Below are 16,197 nucleotides of genomic sequence, written 5' to 3'. Positions count from 1 at the left end.
GACACGTCACCAAACCGGGCGCACGCTGTCCCCATGACCGTCGACCTCCCCGCCATCGAGGCCACCCGCGCCCGGATCCGCGACCAGCACCTGCGGCCGGCCGGCGAGCGCCCCGCCTCCACCGCCCGCGGCCTGCACCACACCGCGCTGATCAGCAGCGACGTCGAGCGCACGATCGCCTTCTACCAGGGCGTGCTCGGCTTCCCGCTCACCGAGCTGATCGACAACCGCGACTACCCGGGCAGCTCGCACTTCTTCTTCGACATCGGCAACTCGAACCTGCTGGCGTTCTTCGACTTCCCGGGCCTGGACGTCGGCCCCTACGCCGAGGTGCTCGGCGGGCTGCACCACGTGGCGATCAGCGTGGAGCCCAGCCGCTGGGAGGCCCTGGTGGCCAAGCTGACCGAGGCCGGCGTGGACCACGCGGTGCACAGCGGCGTCTCGGTCTACTTCCGCGACCCCGACGGCGCCCGCATCGAGCTCATCGCCGACCCGCTGGGCGAGATGTACGGGGAACACGTGCTCTGATCTCCGGGTTGGCCCCCTGACCCGCCGTACCACCGCCCGGGAGGCACACCGCATGACCCAGGCCCCCCGCCCCGGACCCGCCCAGCCGACGGTGGTCTACCGCCGGCACGCCTANCCGCGTGTCGGTCCCGACCCTCTCGCCGTCCTCGAAGCTCTACATGGGCACCGAGGCCGGCGGCTCCGCGCTGCTGCTGGTCGGCACGCTGCTGGCCCTGGCCTGGGCCAACTCGCCCTGGGCGGCCGGCTACGACTCGTTCTGGTCGACCACCGCGAGCATCGGCGTCGGCGGCGTCGAGCTGTCGATGGACCTGCGGCACTGGGTGAACGACGGCGCCATGGCGCTGTTCTTCCTGGTCGTCGGCCTGGAGATCACCCGCGAGGTGGCCACCGGCGAGCTGCGCGACCGGCGCTCGGTGGCCGCCCCGGCGCTGGGCGCGCTGGGCGGGCTCGCCGTCCCGGCCCTGGTCTACCTGGCCTTCAACCACGGCGGGGGGGCAGCCAGCGGCTGGGGCATCGTGATGAGCACCGACACCGCCTTCGTGCTGGGCGGGCTGGCGCTGTTCGGACCGCGCTGCCCGGACCGGCTGCGGCTGTTCCTGCTGACCCTGGCGATCGTCGACGACATCGGCGCGATCGGCGTGATGGCGCTGTTCTACTCCGACGAGCTCGTGCTGCCCGCGCTCGCCGTCGCCGGGGTCCTGGTGCTCGTGCTGCTGGCGCTGCGCTGGCTCGGGGTGTGGCGGCTGACCCCCTACGTGCTGACCGGGATCGCGCTGTGGCTGGCCGTGCACGAGTCCGGGGTGCACGCCACGCTGGCCGGCGTCGTGCTGGGCCTGCTGCTGCCCGCGCGGCCGCCCAGCCGCAAGGAGGTCGAGCGCACGGCGGCGTTCGGCCGGGCGCTGCGCGAGGACCCCGACGCGGCCAAGGCGCGGTCCACCAAGCTCGCGGTCGCCTCCACGGTGCCGGCCAACGCGCGGCTGCAGGAGTCGCTGCACCGCTGGACGGCCTACCTCGTCGTCCCCGTCTTCGGGCTGGCCAACGCCGGGGTGGTGCTGGACGGCGAGGCGCTGCGCGCCGCGGCCACCTCGACGGTGACCCTCGGCGTGGCCGTCGCGCTGGTGGCCGGCAACGCCGTGGGGATCACCCTCGGTGCGGTCGTGGCGCTGCGGACCGGATGGGGCGTGCTGCCCGGCGGCGTGCGCTGGTCGCACCTGATGGCCGGCGCGACCTTGGCCGGGATCGGCTTCACCATCTCGCTGTTCATCACCGACCTGGCCTTCGACGACGAGCTGCTGCGCGAGCAGGCCAAGATCGGGATCCTGCTGGGGTCACTGACCGCAGCGGTTCTCGGCACCGTCGGCCTGCGCACCCTGGGCGAGCGGTTCCCGCTGTGCTCGCCGGCGTCCGACGAACCACCGGCGCTTCCCCCGCGCCCCTGGCTGGAGCCCGGCGTCCGGGTCTGAGGAGCCCTGCCCGGCCGCGCCGACCGCGCGGCGCAGCGCCGCCAGGTCGGGCCGGCCGCTGAACAGCTGGCCGTCGATGATGAGCGTCGGCGTACCCGGCACCTCCAGCGCGACCCCCGTGGCGAAGTCGGCCTCCACCTTGTCGCCGTAGCGCTGGGCCGCCTCCCCCACCGCCAGGGCGGGGTCCAGGCCCAGCTCGACGGCGTACCCGGCCAGGTCGGCGTCGGTCAGCCGGTCCTGCCGCTGGTAGAGCAGGTGGTGCATCTCCCAGTAGGCGCCCTGGTCACCGGCGGCCTCGGCGGCCAGGGCCGCGGTCAGCGCGTAGGGGTGCGTGTCGTGCAGCGGCCAGTGCCGGAAGACCAGCCGGACGCCGCCGTCCGAGCCGTCGACGAGCGCCTTGAGCACCGGGGCGGCGGCCGCGCAGTACGGGCACTCGTAGTCGCCGTACTCCAGCACGGTGACCGGCGCGTCCGGGGCGCCGTAGACGTGGTCGTCGGCGTGGACGGCGAGGGGGTCCCTCACGCGGTCGGCTCCACCAGGTCCCGGTACTCCGGGTGCCGGGCGATCCAGCCGGCCACGAAGGGGCACTGCGGGACGACGGTGCCGCCGGCCGCGCGGACGTCGTCCAGCGCGGCCCGGACCAGCGTGCCGCCCAGCCCGTGGCGCCCCTCCCCGGACTCCACCTCGGTGTGGGTGAAGGTCCAGGTGTCCCCGGCGCGGGTGTAGGCCGCCAGGCCCACCCGCTGGTCGCCCTCGAGGATCACGTAGCGGCTGTGCTCCGGGTCGTCCCGGACGGTGGTCTGCGACGGTGCGCTCATGCCGCGCGCAACGCCGCGGCCCCTCAGCGGCTTCCCACCCGGTGGCCGGTCGGGAACAGCTCGACGCGACCCCGGGTCAGCCCCCACAGCCCCTTGGGCGCCAGCAGGGTGACCGCGATGGCGACCAGCCCGACGACCACGAGGTACCAGTTGCCCAGGTCGGCCAGGGAGTCCTGCAGCGCGTAGAAGACCAGCGCCCCGATGATCGGGCCCTCGATGGTGCCGATCCCGCCGATCACCACGATGAAGATCATCATTGCCGAGTAGTCGACGGAGAAGATCGACCCGGGCTGCACCCGCAGCGTGTTCGCCACGATCATCGCCCCGGCGAGCCCGCAGCCGGCCGCGGCGGCCACGTAGACCACCCGCTTGGCCCGGGTGACCCCGACGCCCAGCGAGCCCGCCGCGGTCGGGTCGTCCCGGATCGCGGTCAGCGCCAGCCCGAGCCGGGAGCGCATCAGCAGGTACACCCCGCCCACCACGACCACGACGATCGCCAGCGAGAGCCAGTAGACGTAGGCGATCCGGTAGGTCGGGTCGATGCCGGCGAACCCGGTCAGCGACGCACCGGACCCCGCCCCCAGCGCATCGACCTGGGTGACCAGCAGCCGGACGACCTCGGCGATCACCCAGGTGCCGATGGCGAAGTAGCCCCCGTTGAGCCGGAACGCCAGGTAGGACGTCGGCCAGGCCAGCAGCGCGCAGACCACCGCCGCCACCGGGACGGCGAGGAACGGGTCCACCCCGACGGTCGAGGCCAGGTACACCAGCCCGTAGCCACCGACCCCGATGTAGGCCTGCTGGCCGATCGAGACCATGCCGCCGTAGCCGGCCAGCAGGTTCCACATGGTGCCCAGCACGACCAGGCTGAACAGCCCGACCAGGTCGACCTGGGTGCCGCGGGTGGTCAGCAGCGGCAGGTAGCCCAGCACCGCGACCGCGACGACGGCGAGCCCGGCGCCCACCCAGGCACCCCGGCCACCCCGGCGCACCCGGGGTGCGGACGCCGCCCGCTCGACGGTGGCGGTCACGCGGTCACCGCCGAGGGCAGCAGGCCGCGCGGGCGGGTGGCCAGCACGACCAGGAAGACCAGGTGGCCGGCGAGCACGCCGTAGGCCGGGTCGACCGCCGCGCCCAGCGCCTGGGCGACCCCGAGGACGACGCCGCCCAGCAGCGTCCCCCACAGCGAGCCGAGCCCGCCGATGACCACGGCCTCGAAGGCGAAGATCAGGGTGACCCCACCGGCGGCCGGGTCGAAGGTGCTGCGCGCGCCCAGGAAGACCCCGGCGATGGCCACCGTGCCCAGCGCGATCGCCGTGGCCACCCCGTAGAGGTGCCGGCCGTCGATGCCCATCAGCGCGGCGGCGTCCCGGTCGTCGCTGGTCGCCCGCATGGCCCGGCCGGTCGCCGTCCGGGCGAGGAACTGGCCGATCGCGGCGATGACCAGCACGCCGACGACCGCGGCCAGCAGCGGGAAGACCCCGACGGTCAGCCCGTCGCCCAGCCGGATGCTCGCGGTGCCCAGCGCCCCGACGTCCAGGCGGCGGCTGTCCGCGGAGAACGCCTCCAGCAGCGCGTTCTGCAGCACGATCGCCAGCCCGAAGGTGACCAGCAGCGGGGCCAGCTCGCCCCCGCCCAGCGCCCGGTTCAGCAGCCCGCGCTGCAGGCCGTAGCCGACCGCGGCCATGACCGGCACCACCACCAGCAGCGCCAGGAACGGGTGCAGCCCCAGGGCGTCGCCCAGCACGTAGGCGCCGAACGCGGCCAGCACCGCGAGCACCCCGTGCGCGAGGTTGACGATCCGCATGACGCCGAAGACCAGCGACAGCCCGGCCGCCACCAGTGCGTACAGCCCGCCCAGCAGGATCCCCTGCACGACGGCGTTCACCCAGCTCATGTGCTCGTCACCCCGAAGTAGGCGGCCGACAGCGCGGCCATGTCCACCGACGCCGCCGGGCCCTCGAGCACCGTGCGGCCCTCCAGCAGGCACTGCACCCGGTCGGCCACGGCCAGCGCCTGGTGCACGTCCTGCTCGACCACCAGCACCGTCGTCCCCTGGGCGGTGATCCGCGGCAGCGCCGCGTACAGCTGGGCGACCACGACCGGCGCCAGGCCCAGGCTCACCTCGTCCAGCAGCAGCAGCCGCGGGTTGGCCATCAGCGCCCGGCCGATCGCCACCGCCTGCTGCTCGCCGCCGGACAGGTTGGCCGCCGGGCGCGCCCGGCGCTCGGCCACCAGCGGGAACAGCTCGTAGACCGCGGCCAGGCCCCACGGACCGGGCCGGCCGGAGTGCGCGCCCACCAGCAGGTTCTCCTCCACCGACAGGCTGGGGAACAACCGCCGGCCCTCCGGGCTCATCGCGATCCCGCGGCCGACCCGGCGGTGCGCCGGGACCCCCGCCAGCGACTCCCCGTCCAGCCGCACGTCCCCGCGCCGGGGCCGGAGCACCCCGGCGACCGTCTTGAGCAGGGTGGACTTGCCGCCCCCGTTGGCCCCGATCACCGCGAGCGTCTCGCCCTCGGCGACGGTGACCGTCAGACCGGTCAGCGCCGGGACGTCGCCGTAGGAGACGTCGACGTCGTCGACCTCCAGCAGCGGGGTCACGCGGCGTCCCCGAGGCCCGGGTCGTCCCCGGCCATGGTGGTGCCCAGGTACACCTCGATGACCTGCGGGTCGGCGAGCACCGCCTGCGGGTCGCCGACCGCCAGCACCTTGCCGTAGGTCAGGCACATCAGGCGGGTGACGACGGCGACCAGCGCGTGCACCACGTGCTCGATCCAGACGACGGCCACGCCCTCCCGGCCCAGCTGCCGGACGGTCTCCACCAGTGCGGGCACCTCGGCCTCGGTGAGCCCGCCGGCGATCTCGTCCAGCAGCACCAGCCGCGGCCCGGTGGCCAGCGCCCGGGCCAGCTCGAGGCGTTTGCGGTCCAGCAGCCGCAACGTGCCGGCCGGGGTGTCGGCCTGGCGGTCGAGCCCGGCGGTCACCAGCGCGGCGAAGGCCGCGTCGGCCGCGGCCCGCCCGCGCAGCCCCGCCCCGAAGGACGCGGCCACCAGGGCGTTCTCGAACACCGTCATGCCGCCGAAGGGCCGGGGCACCTGGTAGCTGCGGCCGATGCCGCCGCGGCAGCGGGCAGCGGCGTCGGTGCGGGTGACGTCGGTGCCGTCGAGGACGACCCGGCCGCCGTCGGCGGGGAGGACCCCGGCGACCACGTTGAGCAGGGTGGACTTCCCGGCCCCGTTGGGACCGACCACGCCCAGGGCCTCACCGGGGGCCAGGGAGAACGAGACGTCCTCCAGCACGGTGAGCTTCCCGAAGCGCTTGCCGACCCCGGTGACCTCCAGCAGCGGGGCGGTCATCAGCCCAGCGGCTCGACGGTGCCGGCGGTCGGGATGCCCGGCTGCTCGGAGTTGCTGACGATGACCAGCTCGAAGGGGTGCTCGCCGCCCTCGGTGGCCCGCCACTGGCCGCCGACCAGCGGGGTCTTGGCCACGTTGGGCACCGGGCCCGAGGTCCAGTCCAGGTCGCCGACCACGGTCGAGACCTGCAGGTCGGCGAGGGCGTCGACGACGGCCTGGCCCTCGACGCTGTCGGCCTCGGTGAGAGCGGCGACGGCGACCTCGAACAGCGCGTGCACGAAGCCGATCGGCTGGGTCCACTGCTGGCCGGTCTCGGACTCGTAGGCGTCGGCCAGCTCCTGCGCCGACTGCCCGGTCAGGGAGCTCTCGTAGGGGTACTCCGGGGTCCACCAGACCTCGGTGGACAGCCCGTCGGCGGAGTCCCCGATCGCCTCGACGGCCGAGGGGAACAGCAGCGCCTTGGCCACGGTCGCGATCCGCGGGCTGTAGCCCTGCTGCTGGGCCTGCTGCCAGAAGGTGGCGAAGTCCGGCGGGATCGGCACGCCGAGCAGGATCTGCGCGTCCGCGGCCTGGAAGGCCGAGATCTGCGCGCTGTAGTCCTGGGTGCCGTTCTCGTAGAGGCCCGGGTCGGTGATCGTGTACCCGTTCTCGGACACCACGCCGGGGAAGTCCGCGGACCAGGCGTTGCCGTCGGGGTCGTTGGGCCACAGCGCGCCGGCCTGGCTGTTGGTGTCGACCTGGCTCCACATGTCCTGGTAGACCGCCTCGACGTCCTCCAGGCCCCAGAAGAAGTGGTACGTCCAGTCGAAGGAGTCACCCTCCGAGGCGCCGCGGCCGAAGAAGTAGGGCTGCCAGGGGGCAGCGGTGGTGATGCACGGGACGCCGTTGGCCTCGCACTGGTCGGCCACCGGGTTGACCGTGTCCGGCGTGGAGGCGGCCAGGATCAGGTCGGCGCCGTCGTCGTTGATCAGCTCGGCGGTCACCTCGCCGGCCCGCACGGAGTCCGACTGGGTGTCCTTGACGACGATCTCGACGTCGTAGCTGGTGCCCCCGAGCTCGAGCGGGTTGTCGGCGAAGTAGTCGGTCATCTGGTCCACGACGAAGCTGTCGGCCTCGCCGAAGGCGGCCAGCGGACCGGTCTGCGGGGTGACGTAGCCGATCGTCAGCGTGCTGGTCGAGGGCGGGGTCGTCGGCTCGGACTACGACCCGATGCTGGCCAAGGTGATCGCCTGGGGTCCCACCCGGGAGACCGCTCGGGNGCCAGCGCCGGCCCGGTGGCCGCCCGCGGCAGGCCGGCGCCGGTGGCGGCGACCGCCCGGGCGAGTGCCGGGCGAGAGAGGGTGCGACGGTGCACGAGGACTCCAGGGGGTGACGGGGCGCCGTTCGTCAGACGAACGAGCGTGCGTAGAGCGGTCGCAGTGAAGTACGCCACGCTCCGCGCTGTCAATCAGCTCCCGCACGGCCGATGCACAGCCGTGACCTCGACCCGCCCGGCGTTGACGGGACGGGGGCCACGGGCTTGACTCGACGTGGACCGACCGTCCAGCGAAGCACCGTTCGTCAGGCGAACGGCCACACCGCCGTGGAGGAAGCACCGCATGTCGTCCCCCAGCACCCCCGTCGCCCCGCCCGAGGGCCGCACCGTCGTCGAGACCGACGTCCTGGTGGTCGGCAGCGGCCCGGCCGGCTCGGCCGCCGCCCTCGCCCTGGCCACCTACGGCGTGGACACGCTGGTGATCACCAAGTACGGCCGGCTGGCCGACACGCCCCGGGCGCACATCACCAACCAGCGCACCATGGAGGTGCTCCGCGACCTGGGCGTCGAGGAGGAGGTGGCCGCCGAGGCCGCCCCGCAGGAGCTGATGGGCAACCTCGTCTACTGCACCTCGATCGCCGGGGAGGAGCTGGGCCGGCTGCACAGCTGGGGCACCCGGCCCGACCGGCTGGCCGACTACACGGCGGCCTCCCCCACCCGGATCTGCGACATGCCGCAGGACCTCATGGAGCCGGTGCTGCTGCACAACGCGCAGTCCCGCGGCGCCCGGGTCCGCTTCGACACCGAGTACCTCTCCCTCACCCAGGACGACGAGGGCGTGACCGTCCGGGTCCGCGACCGGGTGCGCGGGGACTCCTACGACATCCGGGCGCGGTACGTGGTCGGCGCCGACGGCGGCCGCTCGCAGGTGGCCGCCGACCTGGACCTGCCGCTGGAGGGCCGGATGGGGGTCGGCGGATCGATCAACATCGTCTTCGAGGCCGACCTCACCCACCTGGTCGCCGACCGGCCCTCGGTCCTCTACTGGGTGCTGCAGCCCGGCGCGGACGTCGGCGGCATCGGCGCCGGCCTGGTGCGGATGGTCCGGCCGTGGCACCGCTGGCTGATCGTGTGGGGCTACGACATCGACGGCCCGGCGCCCGACCTCACCGAGGACTACGCGCTGTCGATCGTGCGCAAGCTGATCGGCGACGACGACGTCCCGGTGCGGATCGAGAGCTCCTCGGCCTGGACGGTCAACCACCTCTACGCCCGGTCCTACTCCTCGGGCCGGGTCTTCTGCGCCGGGGACGCCGTGCACCGGCACCCGCCGTCGAACGGGCTGGGCTCCAACACCTCCATCCAGGACTCCTTCAACCTGGCCTGGAAGCTCGCCGCGGTGGTGAAGGGCCAGGCCGGGCCGGGGCTGCTGGACAGCTACTCCGCCGAGCGCGCCCCGGTGGGGAAGCAGATCGTCGACCGGGCGAACCAGTCGATCGGGGACACCGCCCGGATCTTCGACGCCCTGGGCCTGCTGTCCACCGAGGACCCGGACGAGATGGTCGCCCACATGGCCGCCCGCAAGGAGGCCACGCCGGAGGCGGAGAAGCAGCGGGCGGCGCTGCGCGAGGCCATCGCGTTCAAGGACTACGAGTTCAACTGCCACGGCGTGGAGCTGGACCAGCGCTACGCCTCCGGCGCCGTCGTCCCGGACGGGACGCCGCCCGAGGAGCCCACCCGGGACCCCGAGCTGTACCACCACCCCAGTTCCCGGCCCGGCGCCAAGCTGCCGCACGCCTGGCTGACCACCGACCACCGCCGGCAGGTGTCCACCCTGGACCTGGTCGGGCACGGCCGGTTCACCGTGGTCACCGGCATCGGCGGCGAGGGCTGGGTGTCCGCGGCCGACGCCGTCGGCGCCGAGCTCGGCCTCGACGTCGGGACGGCGCTGGTCGGCCCCGGCCGGGCGCACGACGACCTGTACGGCGACTGGGCCCGGCTGCGCGGGGTGTCCGACGGCGGTGCCTTGCTGGTCCGCCCGGACGGCTACGTGGCCGCCCGCTGGGCCGAGGCCTCCCCCGATCCCGACGCCGCGCTGGGCGCGGCCCTGCGCACCGTGCTGGACCGCTCGTGAGCGGCGAGCTGTTCAGCGAGGAACGGTCCGCCGAGGTCGTCGCGGCGTCCTTCGCCGGCACCCCGGACCCGCGGCTGCGGCAGGTGCTGACCTCGCTGGTCCGCCACCTGCACGACTTCGCCAAGGACGTCGAGCTCACCGAGGCCGAGTGGGAGGCCGCGATCGGCTTCCTCACCGAGACCGGCCAGACCTGCACGCCCACCCGGCAGGAGTTCATCCTGCTCTCGGACGTGCTGGGGCTGTCGATGCTGGTGGAGACGATCAACCACCGCACCGGCGGCACGGCCACCGAGTCCACCGTGCTGGGCCCCTTCCACATGGTCGCCTCCCCCGTCCGCGAGCTCGGCGACGACATCGCCCTGGACGGCAAGGGCACCCCGTGCCTGGTGTCCGGCCAGGTCACCGGCCCCGACGGCGCCCCGCTGGCCGGGGCGACCGTCGACGTCTGGCAGACCAACGAGGACGGCTTCTACGACGTCCAGCAGCCCGACCTGCAGCCCGCCGGCAACCTGCGCGGCATCTTCACCACCGACGACGAGGGCCGGTTCTGGTTCCGCTCGGTCGTCCCCCGCTACTACCCGATCCCCGACGACGGCCCGGTCGGCCGGCTGCTGGCCGCCACCGCCCGGCACCCCAACCGGCCCGCGCACCTGCACTTCATCGCCGCCGCCGAGGGGTTCCGGCCGGTGACCACGCACGTCTTCGTCGCCGACAGCCCCTACCTGGACTCCGACGCCGTCTTCGGGGTCAAGGACTCCCTGGTCCGCGATGTCCCCGAGGTCGACGACCCCGCCCGGGCGGCGGAGGTCGGGCTGGCCAACCCGTTCCGCACGCTCACCTTCGACCTCTCGCTGCTGCCGGCATGAGGTCCTTCACCCACACCGCGCTGCCGATGCGGGTCGTGTTCGGCCCCGGCTCGCTGGCCCGGCTGCCCGAGGAAGTCGTTGCGCTCGGGCTGACCCGGGTGCTCGTGCTGTGCTCCCCCGAGCAGGAGGAGACCGGCCGGATGGTCGCGGCCGCCCTGGGCGACCGGGCGGCCGGGGTGCTGGCCGAGGCGCGGATGCACGTCCCGGTCGAGGTCGCCCACCGCGCGCAGGCCCTGGCCGCCGAGCTGGGCGCCGACGGCTGCCTGGCCGTGGGCGGCGGGTCGGCCGTCGGACTGGGCAAGGCGATCGCACTGGAGCACGGGCTGCCGGTGCTCGCCGTGCCCACCACCTACGCCGGGTCGGAGATGACCCCCGTCTGGGGCCTGACCGCCGACGGGCTCAAGAAGACCGGCCGGGATCCGCGGGTGCTGCCGGTGTCGGTGGTCTACGACCCGGAGCTCACCCTGACCCTGCCGGTCGCCATGTCGGTGACCTCGGGCATGAACGCGATCGCGCACGCCGTGGAGGGGCTCTACGCCCCCGACGGCACGCCGATCGTCTCGCTGATGGCCGCCGAGGGCGTCCGCGCGCTGGTGTCCGCGCTGCCGCGGATCGCCGCCGAGCCGGCCGACCTGGAGGCCCGCGGCGACGCGCAGTACGGGGCGTGGCTGTGCGGGGCGGTGCTGGGGGCCACCACGATGTCCCTGCACCACAAGCTCTGCCACGCCCTCGGCGGCACGCTGGACCTGCCGCACGCGCCCACCCACACCGTCGTCCTGCCGCACGCCCTGGCCTTCAACGCCCCGGCCGTGCCCGACGCGGTGGCCGCCCTGGGCCTGGGGGCCGACCCGGCGCGGGCGCTGTGGGACCTGGCCGGCGAGCTGGGGGCGCCCCGTTCCCTGGCCGAGCTCGGCATGGCCGAGGCCGACGTCGACGTGGTCGCCGACCAGGTGCTGGCCAGCCCGTACGCCAACCCCCGCCCGGTCACCCGGGACGGCGTCACCGCCCTGCTGCACCGGGCCCTGGCCGGCGAGCCGCCCACCGCCTGAGCCCGGATGCGACGAAGGCCCGGACTCCGAGGAGTCCGGGCCTTCGTGGTGGTAGCGGGGACAGGATTTGAACCTGTGACCTCTGGGTTATGAGCCCAGCGAGCTACCGAGCTGCTCCACCCCGCGTCGCAAGGAAGACATTACCCCGCCCCCGGGTCGGCGTCGAACCGGGGGGACGTGACGGTGCACACCCTGCTGTGCCGGCTCGGAACACCCGGGCCCCAGACGCACCGCACCCCGGGAAACACCGCGGCCCCGGGCTCGTGTCGAGTCCGGGGCCGCGGTGATCGTGGTAGCGGGGGCAGGATTTGAACCTGCGACCTCTGGGTTATGAGCCCAGCGAGCTACCGAGCTGCTCCACCCCGCGTCGGTAGGACCACCCTAGCCCACCGGGCCGGGGTGGTCCCACCCGGGGTCAGCCCGTGGGGCTGGCCGCGGCGCCGCTGGCCGTGGCCGCGGACTGCGCCGCCTGGAACGCCGCCGACGCGTCGGCGAGGGCCTGCTGGGCCGTGCCGACCGCGGCGAAGTTGCCCGAGGCCTGCGCGGCGGCCAGGTCCTGCAGCGCCTGCTGGATCTGGGCGATCGCCTGGGCGGTCGCCGAGTCCACGACCACGTCGCCCCCGCCGTCCGACGGCGGAGCGGTCGTCGTCGGCGCCGAGGTGGTCGGCGAGCTGCTGCTGCCGTCACCACCGGTGTCCGGCGTCGTCCCGCTGTCCGGTGCCGAAGCCCCGGCGCCGGCGCCGAACACCTGGTCCAGCGCGGCGGCGAGGGTGTCGCCGTACCCGATCCGGCCCTGGTAGTTGACGATCACCTTCTGCAGCAGCGGGAACCCGTTGTTGGACCGGGCCTGCACGTACACCGGTTCGACGTACAGCAGACCGGCGTCCCCGATGGGCAGGGTCAGCAGGTTGCCGAACCGGACGTCGTTGCCCTGCCGCAGGATGTTCAGGTTCGACGCCACCGCCTCGTTCGAGGTCATGGCGTTCTGCACCTGGCTGGGTCCCTGGTAGGGCGTGTTGCCCGGCAATCGGAGCACCTGCAGCTGGCCGTAGTCCCCGGGGTCCGAGGACGCGGAGATGAACGCCGACAGGTTCTCCCGGTTGAACGCGTTGAGCGCGCTGGTCAGCTGGAAGCTCGCCCCGGAGTCACCGGGCCGCTGGGCAAGGATGTAGTACGGCGGCTGCGCGGCGGTGCTGCCGTCGATCGTCGGGTCGTCCGGGATCTGCCAGCGGTCGTTCTGGTTGTAGAAGTCCCCGGCGTCGCTGACGTGGTAGCGGGTCAGCACGTCGCGCTGCAGCTTGAACAGGTCCTCGGGGTACCGGACGTGGCTGACCAGGTCGTCGGGCATCTCCGACTTGGGCTGCACGACGCCCGGGAAGGCCTGCATGTAGGTGGCCAGCACCGGGTCCTCCTCGTCCCAGGCGTAGAGCGTGACCTGCCCGGTGTAGGCGTCCACGGTGGCCTTGACCGAGTTCCGGACGTAGTTGAACGTCTCGTTGGGCAGCGCCGTCGTCCCGGTGCCGGTGAGCGCGTCGGTGGTCGCCTCGCCCAGCTGCATCTGCTCGGCGTACGGGAACGCGTCCGACGTCGTGTAGCCGTCGAGGATCCAGGTCACCCGGCCGTCGACGACCGCCGGGTACGGGTCGCCGTCCACCGTCAGGAACGGGGCCGCCTTCTCCACCCGGTCCAGCGGGTCCCGGACGTAGAGCACCCGGGAGTTGTCGTTCACCGCACCGGAGAGGATGAAGTTCCGCTCGCGGTAGTAGATGGCGAAGGTCAGCTGCCGGAAGAAGCTGCCGATCGAGACGCCGCCGCCGCCGTCGTAGGTGAAGTTGACCTGGCCCTCGTCGGACCCGGACTCCGGCCGGTCGAATTCCCGGTCGCCCTCGCCGTCGGCGGAGCCGACCACCGAGTAGACGTCGGTGCCGTTGTCGTTGAGCAGCTCGCCGTAGTAGATCCGGGCCTGCTCGACCGGGATGTTGCCGGTGGTCGGCAGGTCGCCGGTGGTGAAGTTGGGCTGGCCGCCGTTGTTGGCCCCGCTGACCACCTGGTTGGCGGGTGCTGCGACGAAGCCGTTGCCGTGGGTGTAGACCGCGTGCCGGTTGATCCAGCTGCTCTGGTTGTCCGACAGGTTGGACTGGTCGAGCTCGCGGGCGGCCACGACGTAGTCCTGGGTGACGCCGTCGACGGTGTAGCGGTCGACGTCCAGGCGGGCCGGGAAGCCGTACACGTTGCGGATCTGCTGGAGCGCGGTGAACGTGTCGGACAGGACGTTGGGGTCCAGCAGGCGGATGTTGGACACCGTCGGGGACCCGGCCAGCTCGGCCGCGGCGGCCGCGGCGTCGGCGTCGGTCGCGGTGTCCGTCGTCTGGTCCTGGGCGTACTGGACGTAGTCGACGTCGCTGATGTCGTAGGCCTCGCGGGTGGCGTCGATGGCCCGCGAGATGTAGGCCGCCTCCTTCTCGTCCGGAGTGGGCCGCACGACGAACTGCTGCACGATCGCCGGGTAGGCCACCCCGATGACCAGCGAGGACAGCATCAGCAGCACCAGCGAGGCGGCCGGCAGCGCGAAGTTGCGGACCACGATGTTGGCGAAGAACGCGATCGCGCAGATGGCGGCGACGAAGACCAGGATCGTCTTGGCCGGCAGCAGGGCGTTGACGTCGGTGTAGCTGGCGCCGGTGAACACCCCGCCGCGGTCGGAGTAGACGGTGCTGTAGCGGTCCAGCCAGTAGGCCACCGCCTTGAGCGCCACGAAGACGCCCAGCAGCACCGACAGCTGCACCCGGGCCGCGCCGGACAGCTTCTGGCCCGGGGTCTGCAGCCGCAGGCCGCCGAACACGTAGTGCGTCAGCAGCGAGCCGATCAGCGCCAGGATCGCGATGGCGAACCCGAAGCCGAGCACCAGCCGGTAGAAGGGCAGCTCGAAGACGAAGAAGGAGTTGTCCAGCCCGAACTGCGGGTCGACGGTGCCGAACGGGGTGGAGTTGCGGAAGGTCAGCCAGGTCTCCCAGCTGCCCTGCGCGGTGAAACCGGCGAACAGGCCCAGGACGACGGCCAGCGCCACCAGCACCAGGGTGCGGCGGGGCTCGATCGACTGGCGGTAGCGCTCGAGGTTCTGCTGCTCCAGGCTCATCGGCCGGAACGTCGGGCGGAACCGGTAGGCCAGGTACACCGCCAGCGCCACCAGGCCGCCGGTGGCGACGCCGGCGACGGCGAACAGCAGCACCCGGGTCTGGATCTCGGTCCAGAACACCTCGGTGTAGCCGGTCTCGTCGAACCAGAGGAAGTCGACGTAGACGTTGGTCAGGGTGCCGATCACGGTGAACAGCACCAGCAGGACGGCGATGACGCCGATGACCAGCTTGGCGCGCCGGGACAGGGTCGGCACCGGCACGGGTGGCCGCATGGTCACGGGGCGGGCTCCTTCAGTTGCTCGAGTTCGTCGTCCTGCTGCGGCGACCGCCGGGGATCACAGCTGACCGACCGGTCGCCGACAGCCGCCCGACAGGCGCGGGGGGCAGCCTGACCGGAGAGGCTGGGGACGTCTGCTCAACTGCCGCGGCCGCCCCCGGGTTCCCGGTCGCGCCCAAGCACACCACGCCCGCCTGGGTGCCCGGGCGGGAGTGGTCAGTCGCCGGCGGTGCAGGGCGTCGGGGTGCCGCCGTCCCGGAAGGTCGCCAGCGCCGTCAGGGCGTCCTCGAGGGTGGCCACCCGGGCCATCGGCAGCCCTGGCTGGGCGTTGGCCAGGGCCTCCTCGCAGTTGTCGGCGGGGACCAGGAACAGCTGGGCGTCGATGTCGCGCGCGGCGATCATCTTCAGCGGGATGCCGCCGATCGGGCCGACCGTGCCGTCGGCGTCGATGGTGCCGGTGCCGGCGATGACCGCGCCCTCGGTCAGGTCGGTGTCCCCGACCAGGTCGATGATCCCCAGGGTCAGCATCAGCCCGGCCGAGGGCCCGCCGACGTCGTCGACGCGGATGTCCACCGTGAACGGCGCCGAGGGGGTCTCCAGCACCCCGATGCCCAGGAAGGACCCGTCCCGGCCGTCGCCGGAGGTGGTGGTCACCGTCGCCTGGCCGGCCTCGCCCTGCCGGGTGTAGTCCACGGCGACGGCGGTGCCGGCCGGGATCGCGGTCAGGACGGCGTCGAGGGTGTCGGTGTCCGGGGTCGGCGTCCCCTGCACGGCCTCCAGGGCGTCGCCGGCCTCGAGCTGCCCGGCCGAGGGCGAGTCGTCGGCCACGCTCTGCACGACGACCTTCTCCGGGTACCCCAGCTCGCCGAGCGCGGCGGCGTTCGCCGACTGCTCCGAGGTGAGGAACGCCTGCCGGTTCTGCTGCTGGGTCTCCTCGACCGACTGGTCCGGGGGGTACACGGTGTCCCGGGGGACGACCGAGACCTCGTCGTCGAACCAGCCCTGCACCGCGCCGACCAGGGTCAGCGGCCGCTGGGGCACGCCGACCGTGGTCAGGTTCAGGTTCCCGCTGACGTCGTTGCGGTCGCGGCCGGCCACGCTGATGATCGGGTCGCCGTCGAGGTCGCCGAGGGTGTTGTAGGTCGGGCCGGGCACCTGCGCGACGTAGGGCACCGGGACCAGCGTGCCGACGAGGCCGAACCCCAGCAGCAGCACCACACCCGCGACGAGGACGGTCACACGACGGCTCACGGGGGCCGACAGTAGGTGACCCCGCTGGCAGCGGCCGTGCTCAGCGCCGGTGCGGGTGTT

Annotated in this window: 13 protein-coding genes, 2 tRNA genes and 1 pseudogene; 5 read left to right on the top strand and 11 right to left on the bottom strand. The window is 73.4% G+C overall.

Features of this window, described 5'->3' with window-relative positions:
- The first annotated feature begins 33 nt into the window (after window positions 1-33).
- Window positions 34-528, top strand: a complete 495-nt coding sequence (locus LFA75_RS16820) for a VOC family protein (protein ID WP_225234753.1) — start codon at window positions 34-36, stop codon at window positions 526-528.
- Window positions 529-686: 158 nt separating this feature from the next.
- A pseudogene (nhaA, locus tag LFA75_RS16815) lies at window positions 687-1,826 on the top strand (Na+/H+ antiporter NhaA); the annotation flags it as partial.
- Window positions 1,827-1,856: 30 nt separating this feature from the next.
- Here nhaA and LFA75_RS16810 read toward each other — a convergent pair.
- The 7 genes from LFA75_RS16810 to LFA75_RS16780 are packed head-to-tail and all read right to left on the bottom strand — an operon-like array spanning window position 1,857 to window position 7,298.
- Window positions 1,857-2,513 (bottom strand): DsbA family protein, encoded by a 657-nt coding sequence (locus tag LFA75_RS16810; RefSeq protein WP_263639386.1) that lies wholly within the window; start codon window positions 2,511-2,513, stop codon window positions 1,857-1,859.
- Entirely contained in the window at window positions 2,510-2,809 is a 300-nt protein-coding gene (locus LFA75_RS16805; protein WP_225234751.1) for a GNAT family N-acetyltransferase, read from the bottom strand. Before LFA75_RS16805 ends, LFA75_RS16810 begins: the two co-directional genes overlap by 4 nt.
- 23 nt (window positions 2,810-2,832) lie before the next feature.
- On the bottom strand, window positions 2,833-3,840 hold the full coding sequence (locus LFA75_RS16800; protein ID WP_225234750.1) for a branched-chain amino acid ABC transporter permease: 1,008 nt from the start codon (window positions 3,838-3,840) through the stop codon (window positions 2,833-2,835).
- Window positions 3,837-4,706, bottom strand: a complete 870-nt coding sequence (locus LFA75_RS16795; protein ID WP_225234749.1) for a branched-chain amino acid ABC transporter permease — start codon at window positions 4,704-4,706, stop codon at window positions 3,837-3,839. Before LFA75_RS16795 ends, LFA75_RS16800 begins: the two co-directional genes overlap by 4 nt.
- Window positions 4,703-5,413 (bottom strand): ABC transporter ATP-binding protein, encoded by a 711-nt coding sequence (locus LFA75_RS16790; protein ID WP_225234748.1) that lies wholly within the window; start codon window positions 5,411-5,413, stop codon window positions 4,703-4,705. Before LFA75_RS16790 ends, LFA75_RS16795 begins: the two co-directional genes overlap by 4 nt.
- Entirely contained in the window at window positions 5,410-6,168 is a 759-nt protein-coding gene (locus LFA75_RS16785) for an ABC transporter ATP-binding protein (RefSeq protein ID WP_225234747.1), read from the bottom strand. Before LFA75_RS16785 ends, LFA75_RS16790 begins: the two co-directional genes overlap by 4 nt.
- The gene (locus LFA75_RS16780) at window positions 6,168-7,298 is read right to left on the bottom strand and encodes an ABC transporter substrate-binding protein (RefSeq protein ID WP_404820976.1); all 1,131 of its coding nucleotides are present in this window, start codon (window positions 7,296-7,298) and stop codon (window positions 6,168-6,170) included. Before LFA75_RS16780 ends, LFA75_RS16785 begins: the two co-directional genes overlap by 1 nt.
- A 468-nt stretch (window positions 7,299-7,766) precedes the next feature.
- Here LFA75_RS16780 and LFA75_RS16775 point away from each other — a divergent pair, with 468 nt between their 5' ends.
- Genes LFA75_RS16775 through LFA75_RS16765 form a run of 3 tightly spaced genes read left to right on the top strand, consistent with a single transcriptional unit; the run spans window position 7,767 to window position 11,472 of the window.
- Window positions 7,767-9,557, top strand: a complete 1,791-nt coding sequence (locus LFA75_RS16775; protein ID WP_225234746.1) for an FAD-dependent monooxygenase — start codon at window positions 7,767-7,769, stop codon at window positions 9,555-9,557.
- Window positions 9,554-10,423: an intradiol ring-cleavage dioxygenase gene (locus LFA75_RS16770; protein WP_225234745.1), complete on the top strand. Its 870-nt coding sequence runs from the start codon at window positions 9,554-9,556 to the stop codon at window positions 10,421-10,423. The genes LFA75_RS16775 and LFA75_RS16770 overlap by 4 nt, the downstream gene beginning before the upstream one ends.
- Window positions 10,420-11,472, top strand: coding sequence for a maleylacetate reductase (locus tag LFA75_RS16765; protein ID WP_225234744.1), 1,053 nt, complete (start codon window positions 10,420-10,422; stop codon window positions 11,470-11,472). The genes LFA75_RS16770 and LFA75_RS16765 overlap by 4 nt, the downstream gene beginning before the upstream one ends.
- A gap of 49 nt (window positions 11,473-11,521) precedes the next feature.
- Here LFA75_RS16765 and LFA75_RS16760 read toward each other — a convergent pair.
- The 4 genes from LFA75_RS16760 to LFA75_RS16745 all read right to left on the bottom strand — a co-directional run bounded on the left by LFA75_RS16760 (window position 11,522) and on the right by LFA75_RS16745 (window position 16,137).
- A tRNA-Met gene (locus LFA75_RS16760) sits at window positions 11,522-11,598 on the bottom strand.
- Window positions 11,599-11,762: 164 nt separating this feature from the next.
- A tRNA-Met gene (locus LFA75_RS16755) sits at window positions 11,763-11,839 on the bottom strand.
- Between the two features lie 48 nt (window positions 11,840-11,887).
- A complete protein-coding gene (locus LFA75_RS16750) occupies window positions 11,888-14,881 on the bottom strand; it encodes a UPF0182 family membrane protein (protein ID WP_225234743.1) in 2,994 nt (997 codons plus the stop codon).
- Between the two features lie 221 nt (window positions 14,882-15,102).
- Window positions 15,103-16,137 (bottom strand): YlbL family protein, encoded by a 1,035-nt coding sequence (locus tag LFA75_RS16745; protein WP_225234742.1) that lies wholly within the window; start codon window positions 16,135-16,137, stop codon window positions 15,103-15,105.
- Between the last annotated feature and the right edge of the window lie 60 nt (window positions 16,138-16,197).

The organism is Klenkia terrae (genome assembly GCF_900491935.1).
GTDB classification, from domain to species: Bacteria; Actinomycetota; Actinomycetes; order Mycobacteriales; family Geodermatophilaceae; genus Klenkia; species Klenkia terrae.
Note: the sequence above shows the minus strand (reverse complement) of the source record. Positions and strands in the feature narration are given on the sequence as shown.

Excerpts from the sequence above, each read along its gene's own strand:
- LFA75_RS16820 (WP_225234753.1), top strand. The coding sequence starts at position 34 with ATGACCGTCGACCTCCCCGCCATCGAGGCCACCCGCGCCCGGATCCGC.
- LFA75_RS16805 (WP_225234751.1), bottom strand. The coding sequence starts at position 2,809 with ATGAGCGCACCGTCGCAGACCACCGTCCGGGACGACCCGGAGCACAGC.
- LFA75_RS16795 (WP_225234749.1), bottom strand. The coding sequence starts at position 4,706 with ATGAGCTGGGTGAACGCCGTCGTGCAGGGGATCCTGCTGGGCGGGCTG.
- LFA75_RS16785 (WP_225234747.1), bottom strand. The coding sequence starts at position 6,168 with ATGACCGCCCCGCTGCTGGAGGTCACCGGGGTCGGCAAGCGCTTCGGG.
- LFA75_RS16775 (WP_225234746.1), top strand. The coding sequence starts at position 7,767 with ATGTCGTCCCCCAGCACCCCCGTCGCCCCGCCCGAGGGCCGCACCGTC.
- LFA75_RS16765 (WP_225234744.1), top strand. The coding sequence starts at position 10,420 with ATGAGGTCCTTCACCCACACCGCGCTGCCGATGCGGGTCGTGTTCGGC.
- LFA75_RS16750 (WP_225234743.1), bottom strand. The coding sequence starts at position 14,881 with ATGCGGCCACCCGTGCCGGTGCCGACCCTGTCCCGGCGCGCCAAGCTG.